Origin of the sequence: Burkholderia mycopellens, from assembly GCF_964265025.1 — a bacterium.
Lineage (GTDB): Bacteria > Pseudomonadota > Gammaproteobacteria > Burkholderiales > Burkholderiaceae > Burkholderia.
In genome coordinates this window covers 3,078,602-3,093,527 of sequence record NZ_OZ183802.1, presented here as the reverse complement: position 1 = coordinate 3,093,527, position 14,926 = coordinate 3,078,602, and the positions used below count along the sequence as shown (strand labels likewise).

The following is a 14,926-nucleotide window of genomic DNA, read 5'->3' as shown; positions in this document are numbered from 1 at the left end:
CCGAGATCAAGGGGAATCGACGCATCGATTAAAACGTTACTGCGTCTCGTGCTGTGCGAGCACCGCGCCGAGCTGTTCATTCATCTGGTGCATTGTACGACGGATTTCCTCCGCCGGAAATGCTTCACCGTGCCGCACGCTCGTTTGCAGCCGCAGCAATTCGGATGCGAGCGACAGCGCCGCCATCACGGCGATGCGATCGGTGCCGCGTACCGAGCTGTTCGAGCGGATTTTCGACATTTCGGCATCGACCCGCGCGACCGCTTCGAGCAGTGCCGCTTCGGTCTCGGCCGAGCAGGCGAGCCGATAGGCCTGACCGAGAATCGAGACTTCGATCTGCTTGGTGCTCATGCATGTTCTCCGTGGCTGGCCGCGTCATCGCCATCCGTACGCGCCTGCCCATCCAGCAGGTCGAGCTGGTTGTCGGCTTGCTCCGCACTTTTCGAGCGTGGCAGCTTTTCGAGAATCGCGTTCAGTTTCACCTGGGCGTCGTCGATCTTTGCTGACAGCGTGTCACGCTCGGCCGCAAGTGCATTGCGTTCATCGCGCAGTTGCGCGAGTTCCGCGCGGACAGCGTCCGCATCCGCGCGCAATTGCGCGACCTGCTCCTCGAGCGCGAGCCGTTCCGAGTGATAGCGCTTGTTCAGCGAAATCAGACGGCCAATATTTTGAGATAGGGTTTCGAGTTCGTTGAGCATTTGCTGCGTCCTCTAAAGACCCAGCATTTTAGCGCGGAATAACGCGCAATCCGACATCTGTAACGTTTCCAGTCGTAACACCCCTGCTTCTTGCCGCGAATCGGCGCGTCCCGTGCACGTCCGGACGCTTCCTTGACGCTCGCGCGACCCGCTCCTAAACTGGCGCCGCCTCGGTGCTCGCGCGTGGAACGCGCGGTTAAACGGGAAGCAGGGCGCGGGCGCCGGAAGCCCGCCAACCTGCGCTGCCCCCGCAACGGTAAGCGGCCGCGTCCCGTGACGCAGGCCGGCTCAAGCGCGTTTCGCGTGCAAGTCTTGCATGCGGACGCGGGCCACTGCGCGTCATCGCGCGGGAAGGCGAGCCGGACCGCCGCCAGCCCGGATACCGGCCGAGACGGGGAGCCCGCACGGGCTTCGTGACGCGCGGCCTGCGGGGAGGCGGGGCGCGCAACGCTTCACGGAACCTTCTTCGATGCTGACCCCAATCGTCCGCGCGGCGCTTACGTCACGACCGGCCGGCGGCCGCAAGCGGGGGCGCCGCACGTCGTGTGCGGCGCCGTGCGCGGCATGAGCGCCGCGCGCGCCACCGCGATCTGGGCCGCGCTGGCCGCGGCGGTCGCGTTGCTGTTCGTCGCGTCGCTGTCGATCGGCAGCGTGCCGATGTCGCCATGGCAGGCGCTCGCGTCGCTCGTGCCGCATGGCGGCGACGCGCTGTTCGCCGATATCGTCCGCACGTTGCGCCTGCCGCGCGCGCTCGCCGGCTTCGCATGCGGCGCGCTGCTCGCGCTGGCCGGTGCACTGCTGCAGGTGTTGTTGCGCAATCCGCTCGCGGAGCCGTACGTACTCGGCGTGTCGGGTGGCGCGGCCGGCTTCGCGCTCGTCGCGATGATCGCGGGCGGCGCGTGGTGGCTCGTCGATGCGTCGGCGTTCGCCGGTTCGCTCGTGTCGGTCGCGCTCGTGCTCGGTCTCGCACGCCGCGAGCTGTGGCGCGGCGAAGCGCGCGATGCGTCGCCGCGGCTGCTGCTCACGGGCGTCGTGATCGCGGCGGGGTGGGGCGCACTCGTCACGCTGCTGCTGTCGCTCGCGCCCGATGCACGGCTGCGCGGGATCATCTTCTGGCTGACCGGCGACCTGAACGGCGTGACCGCGCCGTGGTTCGCTTGGGGGGCGCTGTTGCTGGCCGCATGCGTCGCGCTGCCGGCCGCGCCGCAACTGAACGTGCTGCTGCGCGGCGATGCGACCGCGCTCGCGCTCGGCGTGCCCGTTGCGCGCCTGCGCGTGCGGATCTATCTCGTCGCGTCGCTGGCCGCCGCGGCCGCGGTGACGACGGCCGGCACGATCGGTTTCGTCGGCCTCGTCGTGCCGCATGCGCTGCGGCTCGCCTTCGGCAATGACCAGCGCATGCTGCTGCCGGCCGCGATGCTCGCGGGCGGCGGCGGCGTGATGGCGGCCGACCTGCTCGCGCGTACCGTGATCGCGCCCGCGCAACTGCCGGTCGGCGTGATGACCGCGCTGATCGGCGTGCCGGTATTCCTGTGGATGTTGTTGAGGAGGCCGATGCGATGACGGGAGCCGCACTGCATGCCACTGCCGGCGACATGAACTACGCGGCCGTCGGGCTGACGCTGAAGGCCGGTGCGCGCACGCTGCTCGACGGCTTTACCCGGGCATTCCGTCCCGGCGAGATCTGGTGCGTCGCCGGACCCAACGGCGCGGGCAAGACGACGCTGCTCGCGACGCTCGCCGGGCTGCAGCCGCCGGCCGGCGGGCACGTCGAGATCGACGGCCGGCCGCTTGCCGCATGGCCACCCGAGCGGCTCGCGCAGCGTCGCGCGCTGATGCCGCAGCAACTGCACGACGCCTTCAGCGCGACCGTCTTCGACACGGTGCTGCTCAACCGCTTTCCGTACCTCGGCGGCTGGGGATGGGAGCGCGACGGCGACCGCGCGGCCGCGCGCGACGCGCTGGCGACATTCGACCTGACCGGGCTCGCTTCTCGCGACGTGCTGTCGCTGTCGGGCGGCGAGCGGCAGCGCGTCGCGCTGGCCGCGACGCTGTGCCAGGACGCGCCGTTGATGCTGCTCGACGAGCCGCTCGCGCATCTCGACCTGCATCACCAGATCGATTGCCTGACCGCGCTGGCGGCATGGCTCGACGCAGGCCCGCGCACGGTGCTGTTCTCGTGCCATGATCTGAATCTCGCGCGACGTTTCGCGACGCATGCGCTGTTGCTCGACGGCCGCGGCCATGCGTGGGCCGGCCCCGTGCACGACGTGCTGACGCCGGAGCGCGCGAGCGATGCGTTCGGTTATCCGCTCGTGCTGATCCGCGAGAACGGCCGCGATGCGCTGCTGCCGGCGTGGCCCGAGCGACAATGACCTTTTCTTTTCCGATGCGCGGCGCACACCGCGCCAACGACCCGGCACTTCGATGACGACCCCAACCCACTTCCCGCCCGCGATCGCGCCGCTCGACGACGAACTGCGCAAGCGCCTGCAGCACGTGATCGACCACAAGACCAAGCCCCCCGGCAGCCTCGGCCAGCTCGAGGCGATCGCGCTGCAGATCGGCCTGATCCAGCACACGGAGCGGCCGGTCGTGCGGCGTCCCGTGATGATCGTGTTTGCCGGCGATCACGGGATTGCCGCCGAGGGCGTGAGTCCTTATCCGCAAGCGGTGACCGCGCAGATGGTCGCGAACTTCCTCGCCGGCGGTGCGGCGATCAACGCGTTCTCGGGCGTCGCGCAGAGCACGCTCGAGATCGTCGATGCGGGCGTCGCGTCGCCGCTGCCGCTGTCCGACCGGTTGGTGTCGCTGCCGGTCGCGCGCGGCACGCGCAACTTCGCGGCGGAGCCGGCGATGACGCGCGACGAGGCGATGACGGCGCTCGCGGCCGGCGCGGCGCGCGTGCGCCTGCATGCGTCGCTCGGCACGAACGTGATCGGCTTCGGCGAGATGGGAATCGCGAACACGTCGTCGGCCGCGTGCCTGATGAGCCGCCTGCTCAGCGTGCCGATCGACGCGTGCGTCGGGCGCGGCACGGGCCTCGACGACCAGGGCCTCGCGCACAAGCGCGCGGTGCTCGGACGCGCGCTCGTCAAGCACTCGCACGCGATCGCGCCGCTCGATGTGCTCGCGACGTTCGGCGGCTTCGAGATCGCGATGATGACGGGCGCGTATCTCGCGGCCGCGAGCGAGCGGATGACGATTCTCGTCGACGGCTTCATCGCGACGGCCGCGCTGCTCGTCGCCGAGCGCATCGTGCCGGGCGTGCGCGACTACTGCGTGTTCTCGCATACGTCGCACGAGGCCGGGCACCGGCGCATGCTCGAGCATTTCGGCGCGAAGCCGCTGCTCGCACTCGACCTGCGGCTTGGCGAAGGCACGGGTGCGGCGCTCGCGCTGCCGCTCGTGCGTGCGGCTGCCGCATTCCTCACCGAGATGGCGAGCTTCGAATCCGCCGGCGTCGACAATCGTGGCGCCTGATCGCGCGCGCGGCGTGCGGGCCGAACTGCGTTACTTCTTCGTCGCGCTCGGCTATTTCACCCGCGTGCCCGTGCCGCGCGCGATCGGCTACGCAGCCGGCGATCTCGACCAGGCCGCGCGTTATTTCCCGCTCGTCGGCGCATGGGTCGGCGCATGGGGCGCGCTCGTCTATCTCGCTGCGCTGCGCGCGCTGCCGCCGTCGATCGCGGTCGGGTTGTCGATGGCCGCGACGCTGCTCGCAACGGGCGCCTTTCACGAAGACGGCCTGGCCGACAGCTGCGATGCATTCGGCGGCGGCTATACGCGCGACGACGTGCTGCGCATCATGCACGACTCGCGGATCGGCACGTTCGGCGCAGTCGCGCTCGTGATCTCGCTTGGCGTGAAATGGCAGGCGCTTGCGTCCATGCTGCCGTTGCGTGCCGCGTGGACGATGATCGCCGCGCATGCGGCGAGCCGCGCGGCGGCGGTGAGCTTGCTGATGACGCTCGACTACGTGCGGCCCGAAGGCAAGGCGAAACCGGTTGCGCAACGGATGGGCGCACGCGCGGCGTGCGTCGCGGCGCTATTCGGATTGCCCTGGTTGTTCTGGCCCGACTGGCGCATGGGCGTCGCCGCATGCGGTGCGCTCGTGCTCGTGCGCGCGTGGGTCGCCCGCTATTTCGTGAAGCGGATCGGCGGTTATACGGGCGACTGTCTCGGCTTCACGCAGCAACTGTGCGAACTGGCGATCTATCTCGTGGTGCTCGGATGGACGTCGTCCTGATCCGTCATCCTGCCGTCGGCGTCGAGCCGGGCATCTGCTACGGACGCAGCGACGTGCCGCTCGCTGCACCGGCCGACGCCGGCACGCAGGCCGTGCGCGCGCATTTGTCGGCACTCCGCGTGCCGCTTCCCGAACAGGTCTGGACGAGCCCGCTGACGCGCTGCGCGTCGGTTGCCGAACGGCTCGCGCAGGCATGCGGCGTGCCGTTACGGTGCGACGCTGGCTGGCAGGAAATGGATTTCGGCGCGTGGGAAATGCGGCGCTGGGACGCTATCGATCGCGCGGCGCTCGATGCGTGGGCGGCGGACCTGATGCATGCGTGTGCGCATGGCGGCGAAAGCGTTGCGCGATTTGCCGCGCGGGTCGCGGGACGGGTCGACGCAGTGGTGCGGTTTGATCGGCCGCAATGGGTCGTCACGCACGCGGGCGTGATTCGTACGTTCGCATCGCATGTACTGCGCGTGCCGCTCGATACGTTGCTGTCGCGCCCGGTACCGACAGGCGGTGTCGTCTGGCTGCGCATGGATGCCGCCACGCGAATGTGGGAAGCGGTGCACTGGGACGAATAGGCGCGCCGGCAACCGCGTGCGAGCGGCGCAGCGCGCGGTCAATTCGTCTCAGGCATCCAACACGCGATGCACGCGCAAGTCGCCGGCAATCAGTGCGGCCGCCGCGCACGCGCGGTATCGAGATCCTCGCACAGCGCAGCCGCGCCCAGCGCGATCCGCGGCGACGGCCGCGTCAGCAGATCGCCGTCGATCGCGAACAGGTTGTTGCGTGCCACGGCCGTCAGGGCTGGCCACGCGCGCCAGGCTCGGCAGCGGTTCGTCCGTCCGCGACGCCCCCACGCCGGTCGTCACGATCGCCTCCGGATTCGCCGCGAGCACAGCCTCGTCGGTGACGGTCGGCACGAGCGGCTTGAGCGACGCGAATACGTTGCGGCCGCCGCACAGCTCGATCACGTCGTTGATCAGGTGCGCACCGTTGAGCGTCATCAGCGGCCGATCCCAGACCTGGAAGAACATCGTGACCGGCGTGCGCGCGGCATAACGCGCGCGCAGCGCCGCGATGTCGCGCGTATAGGCGGCCGCGGCCGCATCGGCAGCCGGTTGCGTGCCGAGCAGCGTGCCGAGCCGGCGCAGCGACGACGATACGTCATCGAGATGCTTCGGTTCGCTGAAGAACAGCGGGATGCGCAGCGCACGCAGCGCGTCGGTCTGCCGCTCGGCGTTGCCGTGCCGCCAGACGACGATCAGGTCGGGCTTCAGCGCGGCGATCCGCTCGAGGTCGAGCGCCTTGTTGTCGCCGACGCGCGGTATCGCTTGCGCGGCGGGTGGATAGTCGCTGTACGTGACGGTGCCGACGAGCTTCGCGCCGCCGCCGGCCGCGTAGACCAGCTCGGTCGCGTGCGGCGCAAGACTGATCACGCGCTGCGCGGGCGCGGGCAACGTGACCGTATTGCCGGCGTCGTCGCGTGCCGTGACATCGGCTTGGACGAGTGGCGCGTCAGCAAGCGCGGCCAGTAGCGCGACTCGCGCGAGCCGGCGAAACATGGACGGATTCATGCGGATTCCCGTTGCAGCGTCGGCACGCAGTGCGCGAGCGCGTCGCCGAGGCGCTGCCATTCCGCTTCGCTCCCCGGCAGACCGACGCGTACGCTCGACGGTGTCGGGAAGTGCCGCGTCCAGACCCCGCGTGCCGCGAGTGCCGCATGCAGCGCCGCGGCGCGCGGGTCGTCGGTCCAGCTGAAGAGCGGCGTCGCGCGAACCGCGAAGCCGTGCGCGCGCAGCAAGCCGGCCAGCCGCTCGCCGTCGGCCGCGAGCCGTTCGCGGGCGGCGGCCTGCCAGGCGCGATCGGCGAACGCCGCGGCGACCGCGTGGCGGGCGGGGCCGCCGACCGTCCATGCGCCGAGCATGTCGCGCAGCGCGACGATCCGGTCTGGGCACGCGAGCACGAAGCCGGCGCGGATGCCGGCGAGCCCGAAGAACTTGCCGACCGAACGCAGCACGATGAGCCCAGGACGATCGACGTGCGGCGCGAGCGAGCGCGTCGCGCCCGTATCGGCGAATGCCTCGTCGACGATCAGCGTGCCGCCGCGTGCCGCCAGTTGCGCGTGCCAATTGAGCAGGCGCGCGGCCGGCACGAATTCGGCAGTCGGGTTGTTCGGATTCCCGACGATGACGTGGCGCAGCGTCGCAGGCAGCGTATCCGCATCGATGTCGAGCGCGACGACGCGATGGCCGTGGCGTGTGAAGGCAGGCGCGTATTCGCCGTACGCGAGCGGCGCGACGCCGGCGTCGCCGGTCGGCAGCAACGCGGGCAACGCGCGGATCGCGGCCTGGCTGCCGGCAACCGGCAGCACGTGTGCGGGATCGGGTGCGTGGTAGTACTGCGCGGCGCAGGCCGCGAGGCCGTCGCCGTCGTCGGGCAGCCGGCGCCACGCGTCGGCCGGGACGGGCGGGACCGGATAGCCGATCGGATTGATGCCGGTCGACAGGTCGAGCCACGTGTCGTACGGAATGCCGTGGCGGCGCGCGGCTTCATGCAGGTTGCCGCCGTGCGCGATGCGGGTGTCAGACATGATGGGTGGCCATGGCGAGTGCGCCGCTCGCGACCAGCAGCGCGAGCCACAGGGCAAGTGTGCGCGTGACGAGCGACAGCGCGGCGACGATGTGAATGGCGCTTGCCGTTGCGCCGGTGCCGAGCGCGGGACGGTCCTCGATCGCACCGTGATAGACGGCGGGGCCGCCGAGCTGCACGTTCAGGCTGCCGGCGCCGGCAGCCATCACCGGGCCCGCGTTCGGGCTGTCCCAGTGGCGCGCCTGCGTGCGCCAGCAGCGCCATGCGGCGGCCGTATCGCCGAGCAGCGCGTAGCTCGCGGCCGTGAGGCGCGCGGGAAGCCAGTTCAGCGCGTCGTCGAGGCGCGCGGCGGCCCAGCCGAAGGTCAGGAAGCGCGGCGTGCGGTAGCCCCACATCGCGTCGAGCGTATTCGCGAGCCGGAACAGCAGCGCGCCGGGGCCGCCTGCGACGACGAACCAGAACAGCGCGCCGAAGATCGCGTCGTTGCCGTTCTCGAGCGCCGATTCGACGGCCGCACGCGACAGCGCGCCTTCATCCGCATCGCTCGTGTCGCGCGACACGATGCGCGCGGTCAGCGCGCGGGCGGCGCCGAGGTCATGCCGCAGCAACGCAGCAGCGATCGGCGCAACGTGGTCCGTGAGGCTTTTCGCGCCGAGGGCGAACCACAGTAGCGCGATGTGCAGCGCGGCCGCAAGCGGCCATGGCAGCACGGCCGCGAGCCATGCCGCGATGGCGACCGGCGGCACGACTGCCGCGATCCACGCGGCGACCCCGACCACGCGGCCGCGCCGGCCCGTGTTCAGCGCGCCTTCGATGCGCGCGGCGAGGCGGCCGAACGCGACGAGCGGATGCCAGCCGGCCGGTTCGCCGATCGCGCGGTCGATGATCGCGGCCGCGACCGCGATCATCGCGACGACGGGCAGCGACAGCATCAGCATGACGGCGCTCCCGTTTTGAGGTCGAGCGGCAGCCCGGCGACGAGCAGCGTCGCGCGCGTCGCGAGCGCGGCGACGCGCTGGTTCAGGCGGCCGAGTTCGTCGACGTAGCGGCGCGTGACCGACCCGAGCGGCACGACGCCGAGCCCGATCTCGTTGCTGACGACGATCACCTTGGCGTGCGCGCTGCGCAACGCATGCTCGAGCCGGTCGACCTGCGCCGCGTACTGCGCATCGTCGAGCGGTTCGCCGTCGGCCGGGCACAGCAGGTTCGTGAGCCACAGCGTCAGGCAGTCGACGAGCAGGCACGCGTGCGGGTCGTCGAGCCGCGCGAGCGTGCCGGCGAGATCGACGGGCGCGTCCGCGAAACCCCAGTCGGCCGGCCGGCGCGCGCGATGGTGCGCGATGCGCTCAGCGAATTCGGCATCGGCGGCGGTTGCGGTCGCAATGTAGGTGACGAGGCGGCCGCTGTCGGCGGCGAGCCGCTCGGCATACGCGCTCTTGCCCGAGCGCGCGCCGCCGAGGACGAAGGTGAGGTCGTGCGGAATCATCGCGTGATTGTAACGGCGCGGGCATAGCGGCGCGGGGGATAATGCGGCCTTTGCCTCGCGATGACCTTTACACGATGAATGCACCCGAGCCGCGGCCGCACGGCACGCTGATGATCCAGGGCACGACGTCCGACGCGGGCAAGAGCACGCTGGTTGCCGGCCTGTGCCGGCTGGCACGCCGCGCCGGCGCGCGCGTCGCGCCGTTCAAGCCGCAGAACATGGCGCTCAACAGCGCGGTGACGGCCGACGGCGGCGAGATCGGCCGCGCGCAGGCACTGCAGGCACTGGCCGCGGGCGTCGCGCCGCATACGGATTTCAACCCCGTGCTGCTGAAGCCGACGAGCGACCGCGGCGCGCAGGTGATCATTCACGGCAAGGCGCGCATGAATCTCGACGCACGCGCTTACCACGACTACAAGCCGGTCGCGTTCGATGCCGTGCTCGAGTCGTACGCGCGCCTGCGTGCCGGCTACGACACGGTGATCGTCGAGGGCGCGGGCAGCCCGGCGGAGATCAACCTGCGCGATGGCGACATCGCGAACATGGGGTTTGCCGAACGTGTCGACTGTCCGGTCGTGCTCGTCGCCGATATCGACCGCGGCGGCGTGTTCGCGCACCTGGTCGGTACGCTCGCGTGCCTGTCGGACAGCGAGCGTGCGCGCGTGCGCGGCTTCGTGATCAACCGCTTCCGCGGCGATATCAAGCTGCTCGAACCGGGGCTCGACTGGCTGCGCGCGCAAACGGGCAAGCCGGTGTTCGGCGTGCTGCCGTACCTGCACGGGCTGCTGCTCGACGCCGAGGACATGCTGCCCGCACAGGCGCGCAGCGCAGCCGCACGGGGCGACGCCGGCGTGTTGCGCGTCGTCGTGCCGGCGCTGCCGCGCATCAGCAACCACACCGATTTCGATCCGCTGCGTGCGCATCCGCAGGTCGAATTCACGTACTGGAAGAGCGGCCCCGTGCCGGACGCGGACCTGCTGATCCTGCCCGGTTCGAAGAGCGTGCAGCGCGATCTCGCATGGCTGCGCGACGCGGGCTGGGACACGCTGATCCGTCGCCACCTGCGCTACGGCGGCAAGGTGATCGGCATATGCGGCGGGATGCAGATGCTCGGCCGCTCGCTCGACGATCCGCTCGGCCTCGAAGGCGCGCCCGGCAGCGTGTTGGGGCTCGGGTTGCTCGATTTCGACACGACGCTGCAGCCCGACAAGACGCTGAAGAACGTGACGGGGCGCCTCGCGCTGCCGGGCGGGGCTGCCGTGCGTGGATACGAGATCCACATGGGCGATACGCAAGGGCCCGCGCTCGCGGCGCCCGCGCTGGCGCTGGCAGCCGACGCCGCACCGGGCGGCACGCGCGCGGACGGCGCGGTGTCCGCCGACGGCCAGATCCTCGCGACGTACGTGCACGGGCTGTTCGACTTGCCCGACGCGTGCGCGGCGCTGCTCGCGTGGGCCGGACTCGGCGGTGCGGAACGCATCGACTACCCGGCGCTGCGCGAGGCGTCGCTCGAGCGGCTTGCCGATACGTTCGCCGAGCATCTCGACCTCGACGCGCTGTACGCGGAATTCCGCTGACGCGCGGGCCGGGGCCGGATGCAACAGGCCTCGCATTTTCCGCCGGATCGCGTACAACACAGGTGGGCGGTGGTTCGTCCGGAGGAGTGCGGCGATGAAGGTTCGGTGGTGGTGGAGCGTGCTGCTGGCGGCGCTGCTGGGCGCGTCGGCCTATGCGCACGCGTGCGATTCGTACGGCGCGGGCGGCAGCCCGTCCGGCGCCGATTCGTCACAAGGCAAAAGCGGTTACTGAGGTTCGTACCGGGGCATGATCGGTCATGCCCTCTTTTATGACCTGATTCGTTCCATGCGGGAATCAGTTAAAGCAGATTGGCGTGTTTATCGGTCGAATCGATTCGAATAGAGTGCGATCCATTCTCATCCACTCACGAAGGAATTCGCCATGAACCCCAATCGCCTCAACGAATTTGCCGCGACCCTGCTGCGCGTCACGCTCGGCGTGCTGTACCTCGCGCACGTCGCGCAGAAGGTGTTCGTCTTCACGCTGCCCGGCACCGCCCAGTTCTTTGCGTCGATCGGCCTGCCGGGCTGGCTCGCGTACCTGACGACGTTCGTCGAACTGGCGGGCGGTCTTGCGCTGCTCGCGGGCTTGCGCGTGCGCGTCGCCGCGCTCGTGCTGCTGCCGTTCATGCTCGGCGCGACCGCCGCGCATCTGCCGAACGGCTGGAGCTTCGCGTCGCCGAACGGCGGCTGGGAATATCCAGCGTTCTGGGCCGTCACGCTCGCCGTGCAAGCGCTGCTGGGCGGCGGCGCGTTCGCGCTCGGCGCACGGGAGGCCGCGGTTCGGCGTGTGTAAGGGGAAGGTAAGCCGACACGGCGCGGCGCAACCCGTTCCGGTGACCCCCCGTTTGCCGATATCATCGCTCCCTGTATCCGCAATCGAGCGGCGCTTGCCATGCGGCCGGCGCCGCGCGGTTCTTTCGGGGGGAATTCATGACGGTGATCGTGGTGGCGAATCCGAAGGGCGGCGTGGGAAAGAGCACGCTGTCCACCAATCTTGCCGGCTACTTCGCGGCGCAGGGCGCATGGGTCGCGCTCGCCGACCTGGACCGGCAGCAGTCCGCGCATGCGTGGCTCGACCTGCGGCCGGCCGGATTGCCGGCGATCGAGGCATGGGAGCTTGATCCGGACGCGCCGACGAAGCCGCCGCGCGGCCTCGAATATGCCGTGATCGATACGCCGGCCGGCCTGCACGGCAACCGGCTCAACGTCGCGCTGCAACTGGCGGACAAGGTGATCGTGCCGCTGCAGCCGTCGATGTTCGATATCCTGGCCACGCAGCAGTTTCTGGAACGCCTCGCCGGCGAGAAGGCCGTGCGCAAGGGCAGCGTCGAGGTCGGGATCGTCGGGATGCGGGTCGACGCACGCACCCGCTCGTCCGACCAGCTTCACCGGTTCGTCGAGGGGCTCGGCCTGCCGGTGCTCGGCTACGTGCGCGACACGCAGAACTATGTGCAGATCGCCGCGCACGGCCTCACGCTGTGGGACGTCGCGAAGAGCCGGGTCGAGAAGGATCTCGAACAGTGGCGGCCGATCGTCGAATGGGCCGAACGCCGGGCGCCCAAGGCAGAGAAGACGGAGAAGGCTGCCAAGGCGTCCTGATCGCGCGGCCGCCGGACCGGCGCACGATGAAATGAGAAAGGGCCGGATTCCGTGGCGTACGGAATCCGGCCCTTCGACTACAAGCGGCGCGGCTGCTCCCGCGCGCCAGGCCACGCGGGTGGCCGTTCAGGTCAGGTCCAGTTCTGCGTCGGCACGTGATCGCGGTGGCCCTTGATCTTGTTGCCGTCGTCGATGAACACAAGCTTCGGCTTCCAGCCGGCCTGCAGCTCGGCTTCGTCGACCATCGCGAACGCCGCGATGATCACGAGGTCGCCGAGTTGCGCGCGACGCGCGGCCGAACCGTTCAGCGAGATCATCCCGCTGCCGCGCTCACCCTTGATCGCGTACGTCGAGAAGCGCTCGCCGTTGTTGATGTTCCAGATGTCGATCCGTTCGTTTTCGATGATGCCCGATGCGTCGAGCAGGTCTTCGTCGATCGCGCACGAGCCTTCGTAGTGCAGCTCGCAGTGCGTGACGGCCGCGCGATGGATCTTCGATTTGAGCATGTGGCGCTGCATGGTGTCTCCGTGATGCGTCGTGAGAGGCGCGGGCGGGGCGGCCCGTCAGATTTCCAGGTTGTCGATGAGGCGCGTCGCGCCGAGCTTCGCGGCGGCGACGACGACGAGCGGTTCGCCGGCTTCGAGCTCGGTTGCGCTCGGCGCGATCAGGTTCGCGCGGCGGCGGATCGAGATGTAGTCGGGCGCCCAGCCGCGGCCGGCCAGATGCGTGCGGGCCATTTCTTCGAGCTTGCCGAGGTCGCGTTCGCCGCCGAGCACGCTCTCGCGGATGCGCTGCAGCGTCTTCGCGAGTTCGGGCGCTTCGTTGCGCTCGTCGGTCGACAGGTAGCGATTGCGCGACGACAGCGCGAGGCCGTCCTCGTCGCGCACGGTTTCGGCGGCGATGACGTCGACCGGCAGCGCGAGCTGCTGGCACATGCGGCGCACGATCATCAACTGCTGGTAGTCCTTCTTGCCGAACACGGCGACGCGCGGCTGCACGCAGGCCATCAGCTTCGTCACGACCGTGCACACGCCGGTGAAGAAGCCGGGCCGGAATTCCCCTTCGAGGATCCCGCCGAGATCGTCCGGCGGCAGCACGCGGTATTCCTGCGGTTCCGGGTACATGTCGCGCTCGGTCGGCGCGAACAGCACGTAGACGTTTTCCTTCTGCAGCTTCTCGATATCGTCCTGGAGCGTGCGCGGATACTTGTCGAAATCCTCGTTCGGGCCGAATTGCAGCCGGTTGACGAAGATGCTCGCCACGACCGGGTCGCCGTGCTGGCGCGCGAGGCGCATCAGCGACAGGTGCCCTTCGTGCAGGTTGCCCATCGTCGGCACGAACGCCGTGCGGTTCTGTCCGCGCAGCTGGTCGCGCAGTTCATGGATCGAGCTGATGACTTTCATGATCGGGTAGCGGGTTCCTCGCGCTGGCGCGCGTTGGCGCCGCAGCAGCGGCGTCGGGGTCGAAGCGGAGAACGCCGGCGCGCGGGCGGCGCATCGGGCGTCGGCGGATTGTAGAGGATTTGGCCGCCAAACGCATCGGAAAAAGAACGATCGTTCACTTTTTAATCGGGCGTGCCGGTAACGGCTCACGCGGCCGTGCCGGGCTGCGCTGAGGCGGCGAGGGTGCCGGGATGACTCGGGAGAACGGAAAGGCCGGGCGCGGGGGTTACGCGGGCAGGTACGCGAGACGCACGTAGATCGGCGCGAACGGCTCGGCCTGCGTGATCTCGAGGAGCGACTCGCGCGCGAGCTCGAGCATCGCGATGAAATTCACGACGACGACCGGCACGCCGCGCGACGTGTCGAACAGCTCGGCGAACTCCATGAAGCGCGCGTTCTGCAGCCGGCGCAGGATCAGGCTCATGTGTTCGCGCACCGACAGCTCCTCTCGGGAGATCTTGTGGTGCTGGACGAGCTTCGCGCGCTTGAGCACGTCGGCCCATGCGGCGCGCAGGTCGTCCGAATTCACGTCGGGGAAGCGCGGCGTGACGCTCTGCTCGATGTAGACCTCGGCGCGCAGGAAGTCGCGGCCGAGCTGCGGCAACTGGTCGAGCCGCTGCGCGGCGAGCTTCATCTGCTCGTATTCGAGCAGGCGGCGCACGAGTTCGGCGCGTGGATCCTCGGCTTCCTCGCCGGTGTCGGCCTTCTTGACCGGCAGCAGCATCCGCGACTTGATCTCGATCAGCATCGCGGCCATCAGCAGGTACTCGGCCGCGAGTTCGAGGTTCGACGTGCGGATCTGGTCGACGTAACCCAGATATTGCGCGGTGACCTGCGCCATCGGGATGTCGAGCACGTTGAAGTTCTGCTTGCGGATCAGGTAGAGCAGCAGGTCGAGCGGGCCTTCGAAGGTCTCGAGGAAGATCTCGAGCGCATCGGGCGGGATGTAGAGATCCTGCGGCAGCTTGAAGAGCGGCTCGCCGTACAGGCGAGCGAACGCCGCGACACCGTCGACCGTGTCGGGCGTCGAATCGGCGCCCGCGGGCGCGGCGATCGCGTCGTCCTGCCGGGCGGCGCTGGCCTCGTCTGCGGCGCTCACGTCGTCAGAAGTTCTGGTAGTAGACGTACGACGTCTGCTTCACGCGCGATTCCTGCTGCTCGGCGCGCTCTTCGAGGTCGATCGGCTGCTTGTCCCACAGCAGGGAACGGCCCTTGCGCTGCTCTTCCTCGAGCGTCGGCTTCTGCTGCTTGAGCTGGTTCAGGAACTGCGTGACATCGGACTGGTACGGCAT

The 14,926-nt window shown here is 69.6% G+C and carries 18 protein-coding genes, 1 pseudogene and 1 riboswitch; of the genes and pseudogenes, 9 read left to right on the top strand and 10 right to left on the bottom strand.

What is annotated here, in order from left to right; all coding sequences use genetic code 11:
* Positions 1-36: 36 nt before the first annotated feature.
* Positions 37-351, bottom strand: coding sequence for a cell division protein ZapA (locus ACPTTC_RS14355; protein WP_011352906.1), 315 nt, complete (start codon positions 349-351; stop codon positions 37-39).
* Entirely contained in the window at positions 348-698 is a 351-nt protein-coding gene (locus ACPTTC_RS14350) for an ATPase (RefSeq protein ID WP_175950997.1), read from the bottom strand. The genes ACPTTC_RS14355 and ACPTTC_RS14350 overlap by 4 nt, the downstream gene beginning before the upstream one ends.
* A 154-nt stretch (positions 699-852) precedes the next feature.
* Positions 853-1,103: riboswitch (cobalamin riboswitch) on the top strand.
* A gap of 159 nt (positions 1,104-1,262) precedes the next feature.
* Here ACPTTC_RS14350 and ACPTTC_RS14345 point away from each other — a divergent pair.
* The 5 genes from ACPTTC_RS14345 to cobC are packed head-to-tail and all read left to right on the top strand — an operon-like array spanning position 1,263 to position 5,516.
* Positions 1,263-2,261 (top strand): FecCD family ABC transporter permease, encoded by a 999-nt coding sequence (locus ACPTTC_RS14345; protein ID WP_423392858.1) that lies wholly within the window; start codon positions 1,263-1,265, stop codon positions 2,259-2,261.
* Complete coding sequence (locus ACPTTC_RS14340; RefSeq protein WP_423392857.1) at positions 2,258-3,073, top strand: ABC transporter ATP-binding protein; 816 nt, start codon at positions 2,258-2,260, stop codon at positions 3,071-3,073. Before ACPTTC_RS14345 ends, ACPTTC_RS14340 begins: the two co-directional genes overlap by 4 nt.
* 52 nt (positions 3,074-3,125) lie before the next feature.
* On the top strand, positions 3,126-4,181 hold the full coding sequence (gene cobT, locus ACPTTC_RS14335; protein WP_423392856.1) for a nicotinate-nucleotide--dimethylbenzimidazole phosphoribosyltransferase: 1,056 nt from the start codon (positions 3,126-3,128) through the stop codon (positions 4,179-4,181).
* A complete protein-coding gene (locus tag ACPTTC_RS14330) occupies positions 4,171-4,947 on the top strand; it encodes an adenosylcobinamide-GDP ribazoletransferase (RefSeq protein ID WP_423392855.1) in 777 nt (258 codons plus the stop codon). Before cobT ends, ACPTTC_RS14330 begins: the two co-directional genes overlap by 11 nt.
* Positions 4,932-5,516 carry an alpha-ribazole phosphatase gene (gene cobC, locus ACPTTC_RS14325; protein WP_423392854.1) on the top strand — a complete coding sequence of 195 codons (585 nt, stop codon included), beginning with the start codon at positions 4,932-4,934 and terminating at the stop codon, positions 5,514-5,516. Before ACPTTC_RS14330 ends, cobC begins: the two co-directional genes overlap by 16 nt.
* Before the next feature lie 89 nt (positions 5,517-5,605).
* On the opposite strand, the pseudogene ACPTTC_RS14320 reads toward cobC, so the two are convergent.
* The 4 genes and pseudogenes from ACPTTC_RS14320 to cobU all read right to left on the bottom strand — a co-directional run bounded on the left by ACPTTC_RS14320 (position 5,606) and on the right by cobU (position 9,013).
* Positions 5,606-6,512, bottom strand: a pseudogene (locus ACPTTC_RS14320) (cobalamin-binding protein).
* Positions 6,509-7,528, bottom strand: a complete 1,020-nt coding sequence (gene cobD / locus ACPTTC_RS14315; protein ID WP_423392853.1) for a threonine-phosphate decarboxylase CobD — start codon at positions 7,526-7,528, stop codon at positions 6,509-6,511. The pseudogene ACPTTC_RS14320 and the gene cobD overlap by 4 nt, the downstream one beginning before the upstream one ends.
* Positions 7,521-8,465, bottom strand: coding sequence for an adenosylcobinamide-phosphate synthase CbiB (gene cbiB, locus ACPTTC_RS14310; RefSeq protein ID WP_423392852.1), 945 nt, complete (start codon positions 8,463-8,465; stop codon positions 7,521-7,523). Before cbiB ends, cobD begins: the two co-directional genes overlap by 8 nt.
* Positions 8,459-9,013: a bifunctional adenosylcobinamide kinase/adenosylcobinamide-phosphate guanylyltransferase gene (gene cobU, locus ACPTTC_RS14305; RefSeq protein WP_423392851.1), complete on the bottom strand. Its 555-nt coding sequence runs from the start codon at positions 9,011-9,013 to the stop codon at positions 8,459-8,461. Before cobU ends, cbiB begins: the two co-directional genes overlap by 7 nt.
* A 74-nt stretch (positions 9,014-9,087) precedes the next feature.
* Here cobU and ACPTTC_RS14300 point away from each other — a divergent pair, with 74 nt between their 5' ends.
* From ACPTTC_RS14300 to ACPTTC_RS14285, 4 genes are all read left to right on the top strand, one after another.
* A complete protein-coding gene (locus ACPTTC_RS14300; RefSeq protein ID WP_423392850.1) occupies positions 9,088-10,590 on the top strand; it encodes a cobyric acid synthase in 1,503 nt (500 codons plus the stop codon).
* 94 nt (positions 10,591-10,684) lie between these two features.
* Positions 10,685-10,822: a hypothetical protein gene (locus ACPTTC_RS14295; protein ID WP_166961138.1), complete on the top strand. Its 138-nt coding sequence runs from the start codon at positions 10,685-10,687 to the stop codon at positions 10,820-10,822.
* 150 nt (positions 10,823-10,972) lie between these two features.
* On the top strand, positions 10,973-11,386 hold the full coding sequence (locus tag ACPTTC_RS14290; RefSeq protein WP_175951009.1) for a DoxX family protein: 414 nt from the start codon (positions 10,973-10,975) through the stop codon (positions 11,384-11,386).
* Positions 11,387-11,523: 137 nt separating this feature from the next.
* Complete coding sequence (locus tag ACPTTC_RS14285) at positions 11,524-12,192, top strand: ParA family protein (protein WP_174931681.1); 669 nt, start codon at positions 11,524-11,526, stop codon at positions 12,190-12,192.
* A gap of 131 nt (positions 12,193-12,323) precedes the next feature.
* Here ACPTTC_RS14285 and panD read toward each other — a convergent pair whose 3' ends face one another.
* The 4 genes from panD to ACPTTC_RS14265 all read right to left on the bottom strand — a co-directional run bounded on the left by panD (position 12,324) and on the right by ACPTTC_RS14265 (position 14,926).
* Positions 12,324-12,710, bottom strand: a complete 387-nt coding sequence (gene panD, locus ACPTTC_RS14280; protein WP_069248606.1) for an aspartate 1-decarboxylase — start codon at positions 12,708-12,710, stop codon at positions 12,324-12,326.
* A gap of 45 nt (positions 12,711-12,755) precedes the next feature.
* On the bottom strand, positions 12,756-13,595 hold the full coding sequence (gene panC, locus ACPTTC_RS14275; RefSeq protein ID WP_423392849.1) for a pantoate--beta-alanine ligase: 840 nt from the start codon (positions 13,593-13,595) through the stop codon (positions 12,756-12,758).
* 265 nt (positions 13,596-13,860) lie between these two features.
* Positions 13,861-14,733: a segregation and condensation protein A gene (locus tag ACPTTC_RS14270; protein WP_011352890.1), complete on the bottom strand. Its 873-nt coding sequence runs from the start codon at positions 14,731-14,733 to the stop codon at positions 13,861-13,863.
* Between the two features lie 4 nt (positions 14,734-14,737).
* A complete protein-coding gene (locus ACPTTC_RS14265; protein WP_006478107.1) occupies positions 14,738-14,926 on the bottom strand; it encodes a DUF3460 family protein in 189 nt (62 codons plus the stop codon).